This is a genomic window from Kitasatospora sp. NPDC048296, assembly GCF_043201815.1.
Lineage (GTDB): Bacteria > Actinomycetota > Actinomycetes > Streptomycetales > Streptomycetaceae > Kitasatospora.
Window position 1 is genome coordinate 45,668 of record NZ_JBICZB010000045.1, and the last position, 19,163, is coordinate 64,830.

At 71.5% G+C, this 19,163-nt stretch carries 17 protein-coding genes; 11 read left to right on the top strand and 6 right to left on the bottom strand.

Features of this window, described 5'->3' with window-relative positions:
* Positions 1-38: 38 nt before the first annotated feature.
* From hppD to ACGF12_RS24580, 3 genes are read left to right on the top strand one after another with little or no spacing between them, the layout of a single operon-like run.
* Positions 39-1,142 (top strand): 4-hydroxyphenylpyruvate dioxygenase, encoded by a 1,104-nt coding sequence (hppD, locus tag ACGF12_RS24570; protein ID WP_393033914.1) that lies wholly within the window; start codon positions 39-41, stop codon positions 1,140-1,142.
* The gene (locus ACGF12_RS24575) at positions 1,139-2,251 is read left to right on the top strand and encodes an alpha-hydroxy acid oxidase (RefSeq protein WP_393033917.1); all 1,113 of its coding nucleotides are present in this window, start codon (positions 1,139-1,141) and stop codon (positions 2,249-2,251) included. The genes hppD and ACGF12_RS24575 overlap by 4 nt, the downstream gene beginning before the upstream one ends.
* On the top strand, positions 2,248-3,558 hold the full coding sequence (locus ACGF12_RS24580; RefSeq protein WP_393033920.1) for a PLP-dependent aminotransferase family protein: 1,311 nt from the start codon (positions 2,248-2,250) through the stop codon (positions 3,556-3,558). The genes ACGF12_RS24575 and ACGF12_RS24580 overlap by 4 nt, the downstream gene beginning before the upstream one ends.
* A 140-nt stretch (positions 3,559-3,698) precedes the next feature.
* On the opposite strand, the gene ACGF12_RS24585 is transcribed toward ACGF12_RS24580, so the two are convergent.
* Together ACGF12_RS24585 and ACGF12_RS24590 are read right to left on the bottom strand one after the other, a co-directional pair.
* On the bottom strand, positions 3,699-4,355 hold the full coding sequence (locus ACGF12_RS24585) for a hypothetical protein (protein ID WP_393033923.1): 657 nt from the start codon (positions 4,353-4,355) through the stop codon (positions 3,699-3,701).
* The gene (locus ACGF12_RS24590; protein WP_393033926.1) at positions 4,352-5,179 is read right to left on the bottom strand and encodes an ATP-binding cassette domain-containing protein; all 828 of its coding nucleotides are present in this window, start codon (positions 5,177-5,179) and stop codon (positions 4,352-4,354) included. Before ACGF12_RS24590 ends, ACGF12_RS24585 begins: the two co-directional genes overlap by 4 nt.
* 440 nt (positions 5,180-5,619) lie before the next feature.
* On the opposite strand from ACGF12_RS24590, the gene ACGF12_RS24595 reads away from it, so the two are divergent.
* On the top strand, positions 5,620-7,698 hold the full coding sequence (locus tag ACGF12_RS24595; RefSeq protein ID WP_393033929.1) for an ABC1 kinase family protein: 2,079 nt from the start codon (positions 5,620-5,622) through the stop codon (positions 7,696-7,698).
* Between the two features lie 10 nt (positions 7,699-7,708).
* Here the strand turns inward: ACGF12_RS24595 and ACGF12_RS24600 are convergent, their stop codons facing one another.
* On the bottom strand, positions 7,709-8,926 hold the full coding sequence (locus ACGF12_RS24600; RefSeq protein WP_393033932.1) for a cytochrome P450: 1,218 nt from the start codon (positions 8,924-8,926) through the stop codon (positions 7,709-7,711).
* A gap of 334 nt (positions 8,927-9,260) precedes the next feature.
* On the opposite strand from ACGF12_RS24600, the gene ACGF12_RS24605 reads away from it, so the two are divergent.
* The gene (locus tag ACGF12_RS24605; RefSeq protein WP_393033935.1) at positions 9,261-9,515 is read left to right on the top strand and encodes a LysR family transcriptional regulator; all 255 of its coding nucleotides are present in this window, start codon (positions 9,261-9,263) and stop codon (positions 9,513-9,515) included.
* 59 nt (positions 9,516-9,574) lie between these two features.
* Here the strand turns inward: ACGF12_RS24605 and ACGF12_RS24610 are convergent, their stop codons facing one another.
* Positions 9,575-10,222 (bottom strand): response regulator, encoded by a 648-nt coding sequence (locus ACGF12_RS24610; RefSeq protein ID WP_393033938.1) that lies wholly within the window; start codon positions 10,220-10,222, stop codon positions 9,575-9,577.
* 1,043 nt (positions 10,223-11,265) lie between these two features.
* Here ACGF12_RS24610 and ACGF12_RS24615 point away from each other — a divergent pair.
* The gene (locus ACGF12_RS24615; protein ID WP_393033941.1) at positions 11,266-12,372 is read left to right on the top strand and encodes an NYN domain-containing protein; all 1,107 of its coding nucleotides are present in this window, start codon (positions 11,266-11,268) and stop codon (positions 12,370-12,372) included.
* A 75-nt stretch (positions 12,373-12,447) separates the two neighbouring features.
* Here ACGF12_RS24615 and ACGF12_RS24620 read toward each other — a convergent pair whose 3' ends face one another.
* On the bottom strand, positions 12,448-13,290 hold the full coding sequence (locus tag ACGF12_RS24620) for an ABC transporter permease (RefSeq protein ID WP_393033944.1): 843 nt from the start codon (positions 13,288-13,290) through the stop codon (positions 12,448-12,450).
* A 42-nt stretch (positions 13,291-13,332) separates the two neighbouring features.
* Here ACGF12_RS24620 and ACGF12_RS24625 point away from each other — a divergent pair, with 42 nt between their 5' ends.
* On the top strand, positions 13,333-14,025 hold the full coding sequence (locus tag ACGF12_RS24625; RefSeq protein WP_393033947.1) for a methyltransferase: 693 nt from the start codon (positions 13,333-13,335) through the stop codon (positions 14,023-14,025).
* The gene (locus ACGF12_RS24630) at positions 14,022-15,188 is read left to right on the top strand and encodes a hypothetical protein (RefSeq protein WP_393033950.1); all 1,167 of its coding nucleotides are present in this window, start codon (positions 14,022-14,024) and stop codon (positions 15,186-15,188) included. The genes ACGF12_RS24625 and ACGF12_RS24630 overlap by 4 nt, the downstream gene beginning before the upstream one ends.
* Before the next feature lie 138 nt (positions 15,189-15,326).
* Here ACGF12_RS24630 and ACGF12_RS24635 read toward each other — a convergent pair whose 3' ends face one another.
* On the bottom strand, positions 15,327-16,556 hold the full coding sequence (locus tag ACGF12_RS24635; RefSeq protein WP_393033953.1) for a sensor histidine kinase: 1,230 nt from the start codon (positions 16,554-16,556) through the stop codon (positions 15,327-15,329).
* Between the two features lie 93 nt (positions 16,557-16,649).
* On the opposite strand from ACGF12_RS24635, the gene ACGF12_RS24640 reads away from it, so the two are divergent.
* The 3 genes from ACGF12_RS24640 to ACGF12_RS24650 are packed head-to-tail and all read left to right on the top strand — an operon-like array spanning position 16,650 to position 19,092.
* Positions 16,650-17,282 (top strand): hypothetical protein, encoded by a 633-nt coding sequence (locus ACGF12_RS24640; protein WP_393033956.1) that lies wholly within the window; start codon positions 16,650-16,652, stop codon positions 17,280-17,282.
* Positions 17,283-17,302: 20 nt separating this feature from the next.
* Entirely contained in the window at positions 17,303-17,620 is a 318-nt protein-coding gene (locus ACGF12_RS24645; RefSeq protein WP_393033959.1) for a WXG100 family type VII secretion target, read from the top strand.
* 2 nt (positions 17,621-17,622) lie between these two features.
* Positions 17,623-19,092, top strand: coding sequence for a hypothetical protein (locus tag ACGF12_RS24650; RefSeq protein ID WP_393033962.1), 1,470 nt, complete (start codon positions 17,623-17,625; stop codon positions 19,090-19,092).
* Positions 19,093-19,163 lie beyond the last annotated feature (71 nt).

The window sequence follows — 19,163 nt, forward strand, 5'->3', positions numbered from 1 at the left end:
CACTGACGGGTCATCGATCGAGCAGAGGACCTCCCCGCATGTCTGCCATGCCAACCGCCCCCTTCCCGGCCGATCTCGGCATCGATCACGTAGAGTTGCACGTGTCCGATGTCGAGGCGGCGGCCGCCGACTTCCGGAACCGGTACGGCTTCACCGTGGTCGGCGCCGCCGGCTCCCCGGCGGAGGGCTTCCGAAGCCTCGCGCTGGTCCAGGGCCGGATCACCCTGGTGCTCACCGAGGCGACCGTCGACGACCACCCGGCGACCGCCTTCGTGCTCGCCCACGGCGACGGCATAGCCAACATCGCCCTGCGCACCACGGACGCCGCCGAGGCGTTCGCCGAGGCCGTGCGCCGTGGCGGCCGCCCGGTCGCCGCGCCGCAGGAGCACCCGGGCGAGCACCCCGCCGTGACGGCGACCATCGCCGGGTTCGGCGACATCGTGCACACCTTCGTCCAGCGCGACCCCGCCGACCCCGCCCGCCTTCCGATCGGCTTCAGCCCGGTCGAGCGGCAGCCGGACGAGAGCGCCGACCTGCCCCGACTGCTGGAGGTCGACCACTTCGCGGTGGTCGTCCCCGCGGACGAGCTGGACCAGACCGTCGCGTACTACCGCAGCGTGCTCGGCTTCGAGCAGACCTTCGCCGAGCGGATCGCCGTCGGCACCCAGGCCATGAACTCCAAGGTGGTGCAGAGCATCTCGCGTGAGGTGACGTTCACCGTCATCGAGCCGGACACCAGCGCGGACCCCGGCCAGATCGACTCCTTCCTGAAGAAGCACGGCGGCGCCGGCGTCCAGCACGTGGCCTTCAGCACGGCGGACGCGGTCGCCTCGGTGCGCGTGCTCGCCGACCGCGGTGTGCAGTTCCTCGCCACCCCCGGCGCCTACTACGACGCCCTCGCGCAGCGGGTCACCCCGAAGACCCACACGGTGGACGAACTGCGCGAGCTGAGCCTGCTGATCGACGAGGACCACGGCGGCCAGCTGTTCCAGATCTTCACCCGCTCGGCGCACGAGCGGAAGACCCTCTTCTTCGAGGTCATCGAGCGGATCGGCGCCGAGACCTTCGGCAGCTCCAACATCAAGGCGCTCTACGAGGCGGTCGAGGCGGAACGGCTCAAGCGGGACGGCAGCGAGCGGTGACCCGACCCGTGCCGCTCAGCCTCGCCGACGTCGAACGCCGGGCCGCCGCCGTACTGCCGCCCGAGGTCTGGGACTTCGTGGCGGGCGGCAGCGGCGCCGAGACCACGCTCGCCGCCAACCGCGCCGCGCTGGACGAGATCTACCTGGTGCCCCGGATGCTCCGGGACGTGTCCGCCCGCTCCAGCGGCTGCGAGCTGGTCGGCGCCCCGGCCGCGATGCCGGTCGCCGTCGCTCCCGTCGCTTACCACCGACTCGCCCACCCCGAGGGCGAGTTGGCGGCCGCGCGGGCCGCCAGACGGGCCGGCGTGCCGTTCACCGCCGCCACCCTGAGCAGCTTCCCGATCGAGCAGATCACCGCGACCGGCGCCGAAACCTGGTTCCAGCTCTACTGGTTGAAGGACCGCGCCCAGCGCCTGGACCTGATCCGGCGCGCCGAGGAGGCGGGCTGCACCGCGCTGATGCTCACCGTCGACGTGCCCTGGATGGGCCGCCGGCTGCGGGACATCCGCAACGGCTTCGCCCTGCCCGCCGAGGTCACCGCCGCCAACCTCACCGAGGCGGCCGGCTCCGCCGCCCACCACGCCGGCACCGGCCGCTCCGCCGTGGCCGCCCACACCGCGCTGGCCTTCGCACCCGACCTCACCTGGGACGACGTCGCCGAGCTGCGGGGCACCACCCGGCTGCCGATCATCCTCAAGGGCATCCTCGCGCCCGAGGACGCCGCGCTGGCCGCGGGGCTGGGTGTGGACGCGGTGGTGGTCTCCAACCACGGCGGACGCCAGCTCGACGGGGCCGTCCCGGCCGTCCACCTGCTCGGAGAAGCCCGGGAAGCGGTCGGCGACACCTGCCAGGTGCTGCTCGACGGCGGCATCCGCAGCGGCCTCGACGTCCTTCGCTCGCTCGCCCGGGGAGCGGACGGCGTCCTGGTCGGCCGCCCGCTCATCTGGGGCCTCGCGGCGGACGGCGAGAGCGGCGCGGAGCAGGTGCTCGGCCTGCTCGCGGCGGAACTCGACGACGCCCTCGGCCTCGCCGGCTGCGCCTCGCCCGCCGACGCCCGGACCCTGCGCACCGTCACCCGGCCGCGCCCATGCCCTCGGGAGCACTCATGACCGACACCACGCCGTCCACGCCGGGCCAGCTGGAGCTGGCCCACCTGCACTCCTCGCTCGCCGACCCGGCCCTGGAGTCGATGAACTTCCTCAACGAGGTGGCCGGGCGCTACCCGGACGCCCTCTCACTGGCGGCCGGGCGGCCGTACGAGGAGTTCTTCGACATCGAGGAGGTGCACCGCTACCTGCGCCGCTTCGAGAGCCACCTGACGGACGAGCTGGGGCTCAGCCCGGCGCAGGCCCGGCGGGCGTTCTACCAGTACGGCCGGACCAAGGGGATCATCCACGACCTGGTCGCCCGCAACCTGGCGGTCGACGAGGGCATCGAGGCCGACCCCGAGGCGCTGGTCGTCACCGTCGGCTGCCAGGAGGCGATGTTCCTGGTGCTGCGCGCGCTGCGCACCGACGACCGGGACGTGGTGCTCGCCGTCGCCCCCACGTACGTCGGCCTGACCGGCGCGGCCAGGCTGGCGGACCTGCCGGTGCGTACCGTACGCAGCGGCCCGGACGGCCTGGACCTGGACGACCTCGCCGTGACCGTCCGCCAGGCCCGCGCCGAGGGCCTGCGCCCGCGCGCCTGCTACCTGCTGGCCGACCACTCCAACCCGTCGGGCCTCAGCCTGGACCTGGCCACCCGGCACGCGCTGCTGGAACTGGCCGAGCGGGAGGACCTGCTGCTGTTGGAGGACAACCCGTACGGGCTGTTCTCGGCCGGGGCCGACCGACCGCCCACGCTGAAGGCACTGGACACCCGCCGCCGTGTGGTCTACCTCGGCTCCTACGCCAAGACGGGCCTGCCCGGCGCCCGGGTCGGCTTCGTGCTCGCCGATCAGCTGGTCAGCGGGCCGTCCGGAGCCGTCTCACTGTTCGCGGACGAGCTCGCCAAGATCAAGAGCATGCTGACGGTGAACACCCCGCCGATCGCCCAGGCGGTGATCGCCGGCAAGCTGCTGGAGCACGACGGGAGCCTGCTCAAGGCCAACGAGCGCGAGATCGCCCTCTACCGGGACAATCTCGCCCGCCTGCTGGCCGGCCTGGCCGAGGCCTTCCCGGCGGGCTCCGGGGTGCACTGGAACACCCCGAGTGGCGGCTTCTTCCTGGTGGTGACCGTGCCGTTCCGGGCGGATGACGAGCTGCTGGAGCTCTCGGCCCGGGACTACGGGGTGCTCTGGACCCCGATGCACCACTTCCACGACGCACCCGAGGCAGCCCATCAGCTCCGCCTCTCGGTCAGCCTGCTGACTCCCGAGCAGGTCGACGAGGGCGTCCGCCGCCTCGCCCGGCTGGTCGACGACCGGCTGCGCTGACCGCACGGGCACGGCGAAGGCGCCGAGCGGGAAGGGCCGGTTGTCCGGCCCTCCCCGCGCAGCGAATCCGAATGATCCGCACGGCCGTGCTGCTCCGCTCCGAACCGTGCCCGGTGCGGGACGTCCCCTCAGCGGTCGGCTCAGCTCTTCCTGGCGGTGATCGCGTGCGTGACGGCCGTTCCCACCGCGAGCAGCAGCGCGGCGGCGGCGACCAGGACGCTCGTGGAACCCAGGACGTCCGCTGAGTTCGACGTGTGCTGGAGGTCGGTCAGCATGACGTTGACCGGGGACACGCCCTTGCCGAGCATGACGGCCAGCAGGAGCACCAGGGCGACGACGAGCGCGTAGCCCTGCCGCCGGAACACCAGCCGGGAGCAGACCAGCCCGACGGCCATGCCGGAGAAGGCGCTGACGAGCTGGGCCTCCGTACCGAGGGCCAGGTCGGCGGGGCCGACGGTGTGCGTCCCGAACAGCAGTGGCAGCCCCAGGCCGGCCACCGTCAGCAGCAGGCACCAGGCGGCGGCGGTCGCGACCGATCCGAGCAGGACCCTCAGGTGGCCGCCCGCGCTGACGACCACGATCGAGCGGTGCGGCGGGTCCTCCAGGCCGATCAGCGCCATGGTGAGCCAGGTGGAGCACAGCAGCATGGAGGCGGCCACCGCGGAGTAGGTGGCGGCGAGCGGACCGGTGTCGCTGCTGGTCAGCACGGCGGCCAGGCCGACGAACAGGAGCAGCGGCGCGAGGTAGCGCTGGGAGAGCAGCAGAACCGTGCACATGTAGCGGACCAGGGAGATCATCGGGCGACACTCCTGGCGTCGTCGTCGGTCCGGGAACCGTGGTCGTGCGCGGCCCTGGTCACCGCGTCCACCGACCAGAGGTGCTGCAGTGCCGTCATCAGTACGGTGTCCGAGTGCTCCCGGGCCACCCGCAGGGCGATGTCCCGGCCCCGGCGGGCGGCGTCCACCACGCCCGGGAGCGCGCACCAGTCCAGCTCGGCCGGAACGGTGCCGGTGGCCGGCGGGGTCAGGACCAGCTCCACCATCGGGGCGGGGCCCCCGGGCTGTGTGGCGCCCCGCCAGGTGACCCTGCCGTCCGTGATGGCGTAGGCGCCGTTGGCGTGCGTCCCGGTGATCGCCTCGCGATGGTCGGTGAAGACCACCGCGCCGCCGTGGGCGGCCGCCTCGTCGATGAACTCGCCCAGGACGCCGTGGGCCGAGGCGTCCAGGCCCGACCAGGGCTCGTCGAGGACGAGCAGGTCGGGCCGGACGAGCAGGGCCTGGGCCAGTGCGACCTTCTGCGCGTTGCCCTTGGAGAGCGTGTGCAGCGACGCGGTCGGACCGCCGACGAGGGCCAGCCGCTCCAGCAGGTCGCCTCCCCGGGCGCGGGCGGCGGAGGTCGACATGCCTCGGATGCGTCCCATGTGGGTGAGGTAGGAGATCGCCGAGACGCGTTCGTGCGCCGTGAAACGGTCCGGTACGTACCCGATGGCCGGCGGTCGGGCCGAGACCGTACCGGACGTGGGCTGCGACAGCCCGGCCAGGATCTTCAGCAGAGTTGACTTCCCGGAACCGTTGGCGCCGACCACCGCGACCACGTCGCCGGCGGAGACCTTCATGTCCACATCGCTGAGGATCCACCGGCCTGCGCCGTAACGCTTGCAGACAGCTTCGCAGCGTAACAATTCGACTCCCGAATGTAACCATCGCGCGCACGCTACTACAGTCAGGCATCGAGTCGGCGTCCCTGTCAACGGAGTCCGGAGGGCGCCGACCGCCGCGCCGACCGCGCCCGGCCTGCTCGACAGTGTCGAGGTCGACGCCGATCGCACGCAGCCACAGCCGGGTGAGCAGCCGTACCAGGGTGTCCTCGTCTGTCTCCCGGAAGGGAAGGCCGTTTCCGCCGGACGGCGGGAACGGCCTTCCTGCCGTTCCGTCAGGGACCGGGGCCGCTGGCAGGATGGTGGCGCGCCGGAGGTGCGGGGTTGCATGAAGCTGCCAGGGATCTGAGCCGGGTCGGGGGCCGCGGCCTAGGGTGGCGGGCGACCTAGCAAGGGAGCACCTCATGGCCGTTCTGGCTGCCGGTGGGATCGACGACATGTCCCTCGCACTCTTCATCGTGCTGGCGGTCGCGGTCACCCTCGGGATCGTCGTCTTCGGGGTGTCGGTGGCCTCGCGTCGGCTGCTCGGCGTCAGCGTCGGTCCGCTTCGCGCCCTGGCTGCCGGGCTGGTGGGACTGAGCACACTGACGGCCTTCGGGCGGGCGGTGCACAACAAGGACAACCTCGGTGCGCTCAGCACCCTTCAGATCGCGCTGTCCCTGTTCGCCGCGATGGCCTGTCTGGTGTTCGCCGAGGTCTTCGTCCCGTACGGGAGTTGGGCGCGGCCCCTGCAGGCGCTGCGCGGCATGGGCCGGCGGCTGGGCCGGGCACGCCGCTACTCGCAGATCAGCCGGATCTTCATGCGGCACGGCCTGAGCCGGATGCTGCGCGGCCGCGCCGGCTGGGACCGGGCGCTGCAGCCCGGTGAATTCGGGGAGCAGTCCGCCAGGTCACTACGGCTGGCCCTGGAGGAGTGCGGCGGGGCGCTCATCAAGTTCGGCCAGGTCCTGTCCACCCGTCGCGATCTGCTGGCGCCGCACTTCATCGACGAGCTGAGCCGGCTGCAGAGCGACGTGCCACCCGAGTCCTGGCCGGAGATCGAGGTCGTCCTCCAGGAGGAGCTGGGCAAGCCGCTCGCGGAGGTCTTCGAGTGGATCGAGCACAAGCCGCTCGCCGCCGCCTCCATCGCCCAGGTGCACCGGGCTCGGCTGATCGGCGGTCCCACCGTCATCGTCAAGGTCCAGCGTCCGGGGATCCGTGAGGCGGTCGAGCGCGACCTCGACATCATTCTCGCCATCTCCCGTGGCCTGCAGACCAGGGCGCGCTCCGCGCAGGCCCTGGGCCTGCGCGAACTGGGCGACGGATTCGCCGAATCGTTGCGCGAGGAGCTGGACTTCCGGATCGAGGCCCGGAACTCGGGGGCGGTCGCGGGCGCCAGCGGGGGACTCGAACCCGACGCGCCGGTGCGGATCCCGCAGGTGTACTACGAGTACACCTCGGCCCGGGTCCTGGTGCAGGAGTGGCTGGAGGGCGTCACGTTCGACCGGGCCGGTCCCGTCGCCGACTCGGCGGGCCTGGACCGCCGCGCACTGGCCAGGACCATCCTGACCGCCGTCCTCCATCAGATCCTGGAGGTCGGCGTCTTCCATGCCGACCCTCACCCGGGCAACCTGCTGCTGCTCGACGACGGGCGGATCGGCATGATCGACTTCGGCTCGGTGGGCCGCATCGACCCGTCCGTTCGGCTCTCCATCCACGAACTGCTGGTGGCCGTCGACCGCGGCGACCCGGCCGGGCTGCACGACGCCCTGCTCAGCCTGCTGGGCACCAGGGCCACCACCGACGACGACCTGATACCCGACGCCCTGCTGCTGGAGAAGGAGCTGGGGCGCTTCATGGCCCGCCACCTGGGAGCGGGCGCGCAGGCGGACACCCACATGTTCACCGCGCTGTTTCGCATGCTCACCCGCTTCGGGCTCGCCGTGCCGCCCGAAGTCGCCGCGTGCTTCCGGGCCCTGGCCACCATCGAGGGCACGCTCACCCAGCTGGAGCCCGACTTCAATCTGCTCGACGAGGCCCGGGCGTTCGCCGTCGGCAGGCTCACCGACCGGTTCACCTTCGGTGCCGCGCGCTCCGGGAGCGGGCGGCCCACGGGCAGGGGCGGGCCGTCCGGCTACGCCTCCCTGGCGCAGAGCGCCGTGCAGGAGTTCCTCGCCGTCCTGCCGATGCTGCGTCGGCTGCCCCGGAGGGCCGAGCGCATCAGCGCCTCCCTGGAGGAGGGACGACTCGGGGTGCGGGTGCGGGTCCTCGCCGACGAGCGGGAGCGGCGCTTCGTCTCCGGGCTGATCCACCAGGTCACGGTCACCCTGCTGGCCGCCTGCACCGGGCTGATGGGCGTGATGCTGGTGGTGTTCGGCACCGGCAAGGGGCCACGGGTGACCGGGCAGCTGGAGCTGTTCCCGCTGCTCGGCTACCACGTGCTGGTGGTGAGTGCGATCCTCATGCTGAGGGCGCTGTACACGGCGATGCGCCGGCCCACCTGACCGGGTGGGCTCAGAGCCGGACGGGCAGTGCCTCCAGCGGCCGGACCACCGGGCTGAGCTGGTAGCGCAGCTGTGACGGGTCCACGGCCAGGGTGACATCGGGGAACCGGTCGAAGAGCCGTCGGGCGCCGATCTCGGTGATGACCTTCGCCAGATGGGCGCCCGAGCAGTAGTGGATGCCGAAGCCGAAGCTGAGGTGGGCCGGCTTGTGCCGGTCCAGGTCCAACCGGTCGGGGTCGTCCGGGAATTGGTGCGGGTCGCGATTGGTCGACAGCACGCTGATGATGACGACCTCACCCGCCGGGATGCTCACCCCGCCCAGCTCGACCGGTTCGGTGGTGACCCGCTGCAGGGCATTGCTGATGGGGCTGACGTAACGGATCAGCTCGTCCATCGACTTGCTCCAGCGGCCGGGCTCCGCCAGCAGCGCGGCCCGCTCCGCCGGATGAGTGAGCAGCGCTGCGATCACCCCGCCGACCAGGCTGGCGGTGGTGTCGTTGCCGCCCGTCATCAGCGCGAAGCCGGTGGAGAGGATCTCGGTGCTGGTCAGCCGGCGCTCCTCGTCGGCGTGGATCAGTGCGGAGAGCAGATCCTCGCCCGGCTCCCGCTCCTTGCGTGCGATCAACTCGGCCATGTAGCCGGACAGTTCCTGGATGCTGCTGTCCAGAACCCCGGAGCTCTCGGTGGGGGAGTGGGTGCGTAGCGCGGTCGACCAGCGCAGGAAGTCCGGCCAGGCGTCGGCCGGTACGCCCATCAGCTCGGCGATGGTGATGACGGGCAGCGGGTCGGCGTACCCGGCGATCAGATCGGGGCGGGGCTGCCCGGCCAGGCGGGTGAGCAGGTCGTCGGCGATCTCCTCGACGCGCGGGCGCAGGGCCTCCGCCCGGCGCGGGGTGAAGGCGAAGCTGATCGCCCGGCGCAGCGGGGTGTGGCGCGGCGGCTCCAGATTGGCGAGGTGGTTCGCCTCCTCGGGCGGCGGCGTCAGGGTGCGGCCGGTCCGTTCGGACATCAGCCGGTAGTGGACATGGATGTCGCGGCTCAGCCGGGGGTCGGCGAGCGCGGCCTTGGCGTCCTCGTAGCGGGTCACCACCCAGGCCCGTCCGCCACCGGGCATGGAGAGTTCGCGCACCGGGCTCTCGCGCCGTACGTACTCAAGGACCGGGAAGGGGTTCTGGGTGAAGTCATTGGTGAGCATCCAGTACTTGGAGAGTGCCCGGGTGCCTGTCATGTCCGTCCTCCGTGCCTTCGGCTCCGGCAGTTGCGCTTTTCTCGGACGTTAGGGGTGCACGCCGTTGGGCGCAGGCGTGTTTCCAAGAGTTCGAAGTGGGTCGGGCCCGCGCCCGATCGGGGCGGGCCCGCCGGGGAGCCCGGTTCGACGTGCTGACGGCCTGGCCGTGCGGCGGGCAGGCGGGCAGGCGGGCAGGAGAGTTGCAGCTTCCTGCATCAGCCATTGCCCCGTTACTTCAAGTGAGCTGATATGGAGTCGAATTCACTGGGATCTGGCGGTAGTACGCGGGGAGCCGGTGGAGACGCTTGTGATCCGTCGATCGACAGGGGGATAGATGCACGAGCGTGAGTTCCGTGCCTTTGTGTCTGTTGCTGAAATCGGCCGGATGGATCAGGCCGCGAAAGCACTGGGATATTCGCAGCCTGCCATCAGCTACCAGATCAAGTGCCTGGAGCAGACGCTGGGCACCCAGCTCTTCACCCGTGATTCGACGGGGGCGAGACTCACCCGGGAGGGGCGCATGATCCTGCCGTCCGCCTGGGCCGTGCTGGCCCTCATCGACAGTATGAAGGGCGTCTGTACGGTGTGAGTCGACCGGCGCCGGGCCGTGTGCACCGGCCCGGCGCCGGGCCGCTCCGCGGGTACCGCTCAGTGCGCCAGGCCGCTGTCCCACACCCAGGCGGCGATGCCGACCCGGTTGCGGGCGTCCAGCTTGCGCTGGACGTTGGCGATGTGGGTCTTGGCGGTGCCGGCCGAGATGAACAGCTCGGCCCCGATCTCCGCGTTGGTCAGGCCCTTGGCGACCAGCAGGGCGATCTCCCGCTCCCGCTCCGTCAGCACGTCGACGGGCTGCGTGGGCGCGGGCTTGGCTTCCTGGAGGTGTTGCAGCAGGCTGACGGTCAGTGAGGGGCTGATCAGGGTGTCGCCCTCCATCGCGGCACGTACCGCCTCGACGAGCAGCGTGGGGCCGGAGCGCTTGAGCAGAAACCCGCAGGCTCCGTTGCGCAGCGCGGTGTGGACGTATTCGTCGAGTCCGAACGTCGTCACGACGACAACCCGCACCGGATTCTCGGCCTGCGGCCCGGCGAGCCGCCGGGTGAGCTCCAAGCCGTCCATGCGCGGCATGCGGATATCGGCCAGTACCACGTCCGGCTTCAGTTCGGTCGCCAGTTCAAGGGCCTGCAGGCCGTCGGCGGCCTCGCCGATGACCTCCATGTCCGGCTGGGAGTCCAGAATCAGGCGAAATCCCATGCGTACGGATTCCTGATCGTCGGCGAGGAGTATGCGGGTCGTCACGGTAGGTACCGTAGTGGCCGATCGCGCCGATCGGCCACCGGTGCCTTATTCAAAGATTCTCTGTGGGCTTCGGCCGTGGTTCAACCGCTGCCAGCATCGGGGCAGTTGGACCTTGAGCGCCGCGGGCGCGGCGCGTATCCCATGGTACGGAGTTGGTGACCTGGCATGGCTCACGCCGGAAAACTCAAAGCGCTGGTGGCGACCGCGGCGACGGCGGCGCTGTCCTTCGCGCTGCTCGGCGCCGAGGCCCCCGCGGCGTCCGGATCCGGATCGCACGGTGATGCGACCAGGGTGGGGTGGCTGTCCGCCGCGGAGGGGGCCCCGGACCAGCCGGCCTGGCCTGACGGGGCATTCGGCGAGGCGTCCGGGCCGGCCCTGGACGGCGGGCCCGCGACCGCTCCGGCCGGCCCCGTCGACGGCGCCACCCTGGCCGACCCCCGGCCCGAACTGGCCGCCACGGGACAGTCGGCCGCGTCCGCCTACGAGTTCGTGATCGGCACCGGCGACAGCCCGCGTACCGGCCAGGTGACCTCGTCCGGCTGGATCGACTCCCCCCGTTGGCAGGTTCCTGCAGGCCTGCTGAAGGACGGCGGCCGGTACCGGTGGACGGTGCGGACGAAGGACCGCGCCGGCCGGCGTCGAGGTCAGGGAGATCGGCTGCAAGCACCGGCAGCTGCTCGGCACCGGCCATGTGGCCGAGGTCGCCCGGGCGGTCCGGGAGAAGCTGCGCGAACTGGAGGGCTGACACCCGACGGCAGGGGGGGGGGGGGGGGGGGGGGGGGGGGGGGGGGGGCCCCCCCCCGCGGGGGGGGGGGGCGGGCCCCCCCCCGGGGGGGGGGGGGGGGGGGGGGGGGGGGGGCCCCCCCCCCCGCCCCTGCCGTCATGTCGGACGCCGCCGGACGCCGCTGGACGGGCGGCCGGCGAAACGGTTCCGGCCCACCGATCTCTCCCGATCGGTAGATGTGCCCGACACCTGTGCGCCGGAATCCTGTACTCACGGCAACAACCACCGCCTCGGGGCGGGGCGAAGGAGGACCAGCGCGATGGCGCATTCGGTGAAGGTCGAGAGCAAGCGGCAGGTGTCGCCCGACGTCGTGGCCAGGCGCCGCTGGTGGTCGGGCTGGCCGGACTGGGCCGGGTACGCGGCGGCCGTGTGGTCGCTGCTCTACGGCGCGGCCGGGCTGTACTGGGCCCTGGGCGGGGCCGGTTACCCGTTCGCGCACGTCGCCGAGGACCACTCGTCCGGGTCCCTCCTCGAGCCGAGCCCGGCCGCCGTGGTCGCTCCGGTGATCGCCGCGGTCGGCCTGATCGGTGTGGTCGCCGGTGTGCTCATGGCACGGCAGCGGGGGACCACCAGGGGCGCCCGCCGCCTGCTGCTGGTGATCGGCTGGACCCAGGCCATCGCGTTCACCCTGGTCCTCGGGGACTACACGATGCTGGCCCTGGCCATCTTCGCCCCCCTCTGGCTGGTGTTCGCCTTCACCGGAGTGCCGGGCCAGGACGGCGGCATCGGCTCGATCCTCTTCTGGCACCGGAACAACCTGATCATCCTGTTCGTCGGCGGCCTGCTGTGGACCGCGGCGACCCTCGCCTACCAGCGGCGTACCCGTGGGCTGTGCGTGCACTGCGGCCGCGGCGGACGGGCGGCGGCGTGGACCACGGCGGAGGCCGCCGCGCGGTGGGGACGCAAGGCCGTGCTGGTCTGCGTGCTGTCCACCATCCCGTACGAAGTGACCCGGCTCGCGTGGTACTTCGGCTACCCGCTCGGCATCACCGACGAGTTCCTCAAGGACATGCAGGACACGACCGGCATGCTGGAGATCGGACTCGGCCTGGCGATCGCGTCGTTCCTGGGGAGCGTGCTGACCCACGGCCTGGTCCACCGCTGGGGCGAGGTCTGGCCGCGGTGGGTCTGGTTCAAGGCGGGCAAGCCGGTCCACCTCGCCACGGCGATCATCCCCGCCTCGATCGTGTCGGTGGTGCTCATCCCCGGTGGCGTCATGATGATCCGGGGCGGGAACCAGCCCCAGGGGTGGGGAACCAACTACCCGGGGATGCTGTGGATCGTCTGGGGCGCCGCGCTGGGCGCCGCCACCTTCGCCTACTACCTGCGCCGGCGCGGGACCTGCGGGTACTGCCACCGGGGGTGAACCACCGTCGACGACACCCCAACGCCTCGGGCCGCAACCATGGAGGGTTGCGGCCCGAGGCGTTGGGTGCGAAGGTCAGCGGACCCGGCGGAAGGTGCGCACGGCCAGCGGAGCGGCGACGAGGACGATGACCACGCAGATGGCGGGCGGGACGAGGAGGCTGCTGAGGTGCGCCTCACCCAGGGCCAGCTCCCGTGCCGCGGTGATCGCGTGGGACATCGGGTTGACCTCGGCGAAGGCCCGCAGCCAGCCGGGAAGGCCGTCGACCGGGACGAACGCGTTCGAGGCGAACAGCAGCACCAGATTGACGATCCCTCCGATGGGCTGCATGGCCTCGGGACGGCGCAGCACCGCGGACAAGGCCATGAACACCCAGCCGAGCGACCAGCTGAGCATGACGGCGATCAGCAGGGCGCCGGCCGCGCCCAGCACGCCCCCGGCCGGATCGAAACCGAAGACCAGTGCGCCGGCCACCACCATGACCAGCATGTTCACACCGCTGAGTACCGTGTCGGCGATGCTGCGGCCGATCAGGATCGAGGCGGGCCGGATCGGCATCGAGCGGAAACGGGCGACGATCCCGTTGTTGAGCTCGGTGGTCAGCGCGACACCGGACTTGAGGGCGGCGCTGACCGCGCTGGTGACCAGGAAGGCCGGCAGCAGGTAGTCGATGTAGGTGACGCCGGCCGGGAAGGACGAGGTCTGGGCGAGGCTCTTGAACACCTGGCTGAACACGGTCAGCATCAGGATGGGTTCGAGCACACCAGGCACGACCAGGGCGGGGTCGCGCAGCGCCCGCAGCGACCGGCCGGACAGCACGAGGATCTGCCGTCCGATGCCCGATCCCTGGTAGCGGTGGGTGGGCCGGTCGGCCCGGAGGTCCGGGCGCTCCGGCGCCCGGTTGGTGACGATGGTCATCGAGGGACTCCCTACCTAGCGGGACTGGAGTGATTCAGGGCCATGTACACGTCGTCCAGGGTGGGTTCGCACTACCTGGCGCGGGGCAAGGCCGCCGTCGACGCCGAACTGCCGGCCCCGTTCGAGACGATCTACCGGGACGAGGCGGCGACCGAGGCCTTCCTGGAAGCCATGTGGCAGCTGAGCTTCGGGGTGTCCGGTGAGCTGGTGCAGCTCGCCGAGCTCGACGACGTCCGCACCCTGGTCGATGTGGGCGGCGCCAGCGGCGCTTTCGCGGTGGCCGTGCTCAAGCGGTACCCGCAGCTGAGCGTCACCGTCTTCGACCTGCCGCAGGTCGGCCCGTTCCTGGACCGCACCCGCGAGGCCGGGCGGTTCGGCGACCGACTCGGCTTCACCCCGGGCGACTTCTTCGAGGACGCGCTGCCGCTGGCCGACTGCCTCTCCTTCGGCTACATCCTCTCCGACTGGGAGGACACGACCTGCGTCGAGCTGCTGCGCATGGCGTACGACGCGTGCGGGAGCGGTGGCCGGGTGCTGCTCATGGAGCGGCTCTTCGACGAGGACGGCGGGCCGTTGGCGACCGCGGCGATGAACCTCTCGATGCACGTGGAGACCCAGGGGCGACACCGTACCGCGGCCGAGTACACGGCACTCCTCAAGGAGGCCGGCTTCGGCGACTGCACCGTGCACCGCTCCACCTGGGACAAGCACCTCGTGATGGGGAGAAGGTCTTGACCGTCGCCACGAGCACCATCGACGCCCTGCTGACCCCCCGGCAACAAGAGGCCGCGGCGCTTCAGCGGATGCGCGGCCGGGCCGGCCTGGAACCGGCCGAGGCGGCGTCACTCGCCGCGCTGCACGACGCGCTTCCCCCGACCGCGACCGGCACCGACGAAGTCACCCGGCTCCTCACCCGCTCGGTGAGCCGTGAACTGGAGATACCGGAGTACTACCGGTACACCTGCCTGCACGTCTACGGCTGGTTCCTCGACCTCTTCCCGGACGATCCGGTCGCCGGGGCGCTGCTGGCCCTGCACACCACCCTGACCGACCTGGCCGAGGTGGAGCGCGAGGCCCGGCGGGCGGGCATCCGGCCGGAGTGCGGCGACGAGCGGATCGAGCGCCTGGACGAGACGCTCGCCGCGGTGCGCGCCGTCGTCGTCGACCCGCTGCTCCGGATCGGGGTCGGCGATCTCGTCGACCGGGCGGCGGTCGACCCGCAGCTGGGCCGCCGCACGGCGCTGCTCGCCGAGTGCACCCGCTTCCCCCGGTCCACCGTGCACGAGGAGAACGTCTTCCTGCGCTCCGTCCAGTCCTGCGAGAACCTGTTCTTCCTGGTGCGCCGGCTCGCGGTGGAAGTGGCCGCCACCAAGGACGAGTTCCCGGCCCGGGCCGGCACCCGGCTGGAACTGGCCGGGGCGTGTGCGCGTCTGCTCGGCGACGTGTTCCATGTACTGCTCACCCTCACCCCGAAAGGGTTCATGACCTTCCGGAACTACACCGGCGCGGCCAGCGCGGTCCAGTCGCTGAACTACCACGCCATGGAGATCTCGGTGTACGGGTACGACCCGCGCAAGGCCGAGGTGTTCGGCTCCGTCGAGCATCTCCAGATGCTCAACGCCCCTGAGATCAGGGACCATCAGCCGCTGTCCGCCGTACTCGCGGACACCGGGAACGCGCGCCTCGCGGCCGGCTGGCACGAGCTGGACCGGGCGCTGTCCAAGTGGCGGGGCGGCCACTACCGCTTCGCGCGCAACTACCTGCCCTCGGACACGCCCGCCTCCGGTGGCACCGACGGGGCCGCCTACGTGAAGCGGTTCGTCAAGAAGGACGCCTGCGTGGCCGGATCCGACCCCTTCGGCGGGCTCCCACTGCTGTCCGGCTTCCTCTACCGCTGAAGCCGGGGCCGCCCCGCACCGCCCGGTGCCATCCGACTCCTCGCCGGCCGGCACCGGGCTCCCGCGGCGGCAGGTCACGGCTGTCCGTGACGAAGACGATCGCGCCGTTGACGTCGGCGCCGGTGGTGTGACGGTGCTTCAGGCGACCGCCGGGCCCACCGGCCGCTCCGGGGCGCCCAACGGCAGCACGGCGCGCAGCCGCCAGCTCCCGGATCCGTACGGACCGGCGTCGAGCGTCCCGCCCAGGGCCTCGACCCGTTCGGCCAGGCCGACCAGCCCGAGGCCGCCGCGTCGGCCGCCGTCGTTCAGGTGGCCGACGGAGGCCTCGTCCCACAGGGTGTTGGTGACGGTGACGGTAAGCCCGGGCACCCCGCCGTGACCGCCGGGCTCCACGGCGATCCGCACATCGGTGTCCGTGGGGGCGTGCCGGCGGATGTTGGTGAGCGCCTCGACGATGACGCGGTGGGCCGTGCCGGCCACCTCGCGGGGGACCTGGACGGCCGCCTCCGGGGCGAGCCCGAGGTCCAGCTCCACGGCCGCCTGTCCCGTGGCCCGGAACCGGTCGACGACCTCGGTGATGTCGTCCAGCCCGTACGAACCCGGCCGGCCGTTCGGCGCCGCCTGCGCAGGGCCGGTGCCCTCGTCGGTGTGATGCAGCATGTGCACGGTACGGTCCAGCGACTTCAGCGCCTGCTGACCCGCGGCCTCGATCTGTTCGAGCAACGCGAGCACCTGCTGCGGCTGTTGGGCCGACATGACCTGCGCGGCCTGGGCCAGCACCACGATGCCCGAAACGTCATGGGCGACGAAATCGTGCAGATCCCGGGCGAGTTCGATGCGCTGCGCCCGGCGGGCGGCCTGGACCGAGTTCATCCTCTGGTCGTCGAGCCGGCACAGGTAGGCGCCGACCGCTCCCACACCCAGCACGCCGACCGAGAGGAAGGCGCACTGCCCGACCGCCTCCGGGAAGCTCTCGAACACCTGCGCCCGCAGCACCAGCGTGGATCCGGCCGTCCCCAGCAGCAGCCACGGCGAGGCCGCCCGCCGCAGCGGGAACAGACGCGTGACGACGAAGATCAGGCCCAGCACGGCGAGGTACTCCACCGACATCAGCGGGGCGGCGGGCGAGTCCGCCCTGATCGGCCGGCCGGGGAAGGTCAGGAGCGTGCCGACGCCGGAACAGACGGCCACGGTCGTCGCCGCTCGGTGGAGCCGGGACGGGTCCCGCCGCCACCAGCCGACCGCCGTGAGAGTGATGACGGATGCCGTCACCATGGTGACGGCCGACAGCCAGCCCCCGTCCGCCGCCGTGGCGATGCCGGCAGTCAGTGCGCCCGCGGCGCCGGCCCCGCACAGGGCCCTGGCCACGCCGGTTAAGGGTGTTCGATACGGCATTGCCGCAACCTCGTTATTTCTGGGAGGACTTGGACAGGACTGCACCACTACCGCTTGGAGAGTGCGATGGGCGAGCAGCGCGCCGCGACGATAGATTACGTGCTACCGCACTGGCACTTTCGCGAGTCGCACGGTGTGCCCGTGCCCGGGCGGGCCACCCCCGAGCAGGTCATGCGCGCGGTGATGGAGACGACCTGGGGCGAGGCGCCGCTCTCACGCGCGTTGATGTCCCTGACGAAGGCCGATGTGTCGCCCGAGCGCCGGATCGTCTCCGACTTCCTCGGCGGCGCGGGGGAGGTGGTCGAGGCCGGGGACCGGGAGTTCCTGTTCGTCGCGCTGGACTGCCTGCAGGAGCGGCCGAAGCCGCAGGGGTCGATCGCCGAGGCGCTCGCGGTGTGCGACGAACCCGGATTCCTCAAGATCGCCATGAACGTCCGCTACGACGGCCGGCTCCTGACCACCGAGGCCCGGGTGTACGCGACCGACGAGGCGACCAGGCGCAAGTTCCGCACCTACTGGAGGGAGCGGGGGCGGGGCTCCGCTGTTCGAGCGTTCGGTTCCCCAAGGCTTCTTCCTCATCCTGTGCCCGTTCCGTACAGATTCGGCGGGTTGTGCGGACACCCCTCCACTCCGCCGTTCTCCCCACTGGGAGGCGGCAGAACTGCCGCTATGCTGACCGGCGATCTTCGGACGGTATGACGGGGAATCGGGGGAGCGGCATGGGTAGCGACGGCGCCGGGACGGGGTTCGGTGCGCATCCGGACAAGCTCGGGGACGCGGGTGACCGGCTGATCGCGGCGGGGCAGGACGTCCGCTCGGTCAAGGACACCCTGGGCAAGTTGAACATGTCGGACCCGGCGGTGCTCGGGGAGTACGCGGGTGACGCGGCCAAGGCCTTCTGGTCGGCCTGGCAGGACGAGCTCGGGGTGAACCTCGACGCGCTGACCGACCTCGGGGGCAAGGTGCACACCACCGCGGCCAACTACACCACGACGGACGGCGGCGTCGAGCAGCAGTACCAGAAGCCGGGGGCCTGACCGTGCCCGACCACGAGCTCAATCCGCTCGGCCTCGACCCGGGCACCCAGCGGCAGCAGGCCGAGAAGCTGAAGAAGACCATCGACGAGTCGCACGGCATGTGGGGCGCGGGCGATCTCAAGTACGCCGTCCACGACGCCCTGCAGCTGCCCGCCCCCAAGGGCGACTCCGGCAAGGTCGGCGACCTCGCCGCCGCCTACTACAAGGCGGTCGGCCAGCTGGACCAGATCCAGACCAAGGTGGCGCAGGTCAGCTCCCAGCACCTGCCGGACGCCTGGACCGGGCAGGTCGGCGAGAAGGCCGCCGAGGTGGTCAAGGCCTCCGCCGACGACCTGACGCGCTGCCGCGACGCGATGGAGAAGGGCCGCCAGCAGCTCAGCACGCTGGCCACCGCGCTGAGCGAGGCGCAGACCCTGCACGGGCAGGGCGCCGCTCCGCTGGGCGAGGCGCTGAAGCTGCTGCACGACATCACCGTCGCCGGCGCGCCGGACCCGATCAACTGGGACGACGACAAGATGCACAGCGCCCACGCCAAGGCGAAGGAGGGCATCAAGTCGATCTACGACGCCGCGGTGAAGGCCGAGAACGCGGGTCGGACGGCCGCCCGCGAGTTGAACGCGATCGCGGACAAGGCGCTGGCGGGCAAGTTCAAGAACAAGGGCCTGGGTGCGGAGGACAAGCTGGTCCTGGTCGACGCCTTCGTCGGCGGCAACCAGGGGGACGGCACCATCCTGACCGAGGCCAACGCCACCCGGGCCGCCCAGCTGATGGACCAGATGAGCGACGCCGACCGGGCCCGGTTCGACCAGCTGCTGGCCGGCAGCAAGTCCCCGGAGGAGCGCGCCTACCTGATGAAGGCGCTGGCCGCCGGGCACAGTTACGACGAGATCAAGGCCTTCGACGACCAGATCCACGGTCACGCGGACGATCCCGGTTGGCTGGCGGCGCGGATCTCCCCGGTGCAGCTGGACTCGGCCGCGCCCGGCCAGAACGGGACCGGCTACGGGGGCGTGGCGTGGGACCAGGGCCAGCACAACACCTGCGTGGCCGCCTCGACCGTGACCGCCCGGGCGATGGTCGACCCGCTGTTCGCCTTCCAGCTCACCACCGGCGGGCACCCCGGCGACCCGAAGTACGACAACGGGCAGGCCGCCAAGGACCGTTGGGACAGCGAGACGAACCGCGTCTACGACTCCCGCTCCTGGATGCACCTGGGGGCGGACGGGATGTGGGACTGGGAGTCCAAGGACATCGCCAACTCCGAGATCGGCGACCACACCGGGGCCGGCTACAAGAACGTGGACCTGGGGGACGCGGACCAGCGCAAGGACGTGCTGGCCCAGGTCGAGTCGTCGGTGGACCAGGGCAAGCCGGTCCCGATCTCGGTCAAGAACGACAAGTTCATTCCGGACGGCCACCAGATGATGATCACCGGACACCGGGGCGACCAACGCCGCTGCGTTATGGCGTGAGTGCGCAGGTCAAGGGGGCTTGAACGAGGCAACGGGACACCTGTAGATCAACGATCGGCGAAGAAAGTCGA

Excerpts from the sequence above, each read along its gene's own strand:
- hppD (WP_393033914.1), top strand. The coding sequence starts at position 39 with ATGTCTGCCATGCCAACCGCCCCCTTCCCGGCCGATCTCGGCATCGAT.
- ACGF12_RS24580 (WP_393033920.1), top strand. The coding sequence starts at position 2,248 with ATGACCGACACCACGCCGTCCACGCCGGGCCAGCTGGAGCTGGCCCAC.
- ACGF12_RS24585 (WP_393033923.1), bottom strand. The coding sequence starts at position 4,355 with ATGATCTCCCTGGTCCGCTACATGTGCACGGTTCTGCTGCTCTCCCAG.
- ACGF12_RS24595 (WP_393033929.1), top strand. The coding sequence starts at position 5,620 with ATGGCCGTTCTGGCTGCCGGTGGGATCGACGACATGTCCCTCGCACTC.
- ACGF12_RS24600 (WP_393033932.1), bottom strand. The coding sequence starts at position 8,926 with ATGACAGGCACCCGGGCACTCTCCAAGTACTGGATGCTCACCAATGAC.
- ACGF12_RS24605 (WP_393033935.1), top strand. The coding sequence starts at position 9,261 with ATGCACGAGCGTGAGTTCCGTGCCTTTGTGTCTGTTGCTGAAATCGGC.
- ACGF12_RS24615 (WP_393033941.1), top strand. The coding sequence starts at position 11,266 with ATGGCGCATTCGGTGAAGGTCGAGAGCAAGCGGCAGGTGTCGCCCGAC.
- ACGF12_RS24620 (WP_393033944.1), bottom strand. The coding sequence starts at position 13,290 with ATGACCATCGTCACCAACCGGGCGCCGGAGCGCCCGGACCTCCGGGCC.
- ACGF12_RS24625 (WP_393033947.1), top strand. The coding sequence starts at position 13,333 with ATGTACACGTCGTCCAGGGTGGGTTCGCACTACCTGGCGCGGGGCAAG.
- ACGF12_RS24640 (WP_393033956.1), top strand. The coding sequence starts at position 16,650 with ATGGGCGAGCAGCGCGCCGCGACGATAGATTACGTGCTACCGCACTGG.
- ACGF12_RS24645 (WP_393033959.1), top strand. The coding sequence starts at position 17,303 with ATGGGTAGCGACGGCGCCGGGACGGGGTTCGGTGCGCATCCGGACAAG.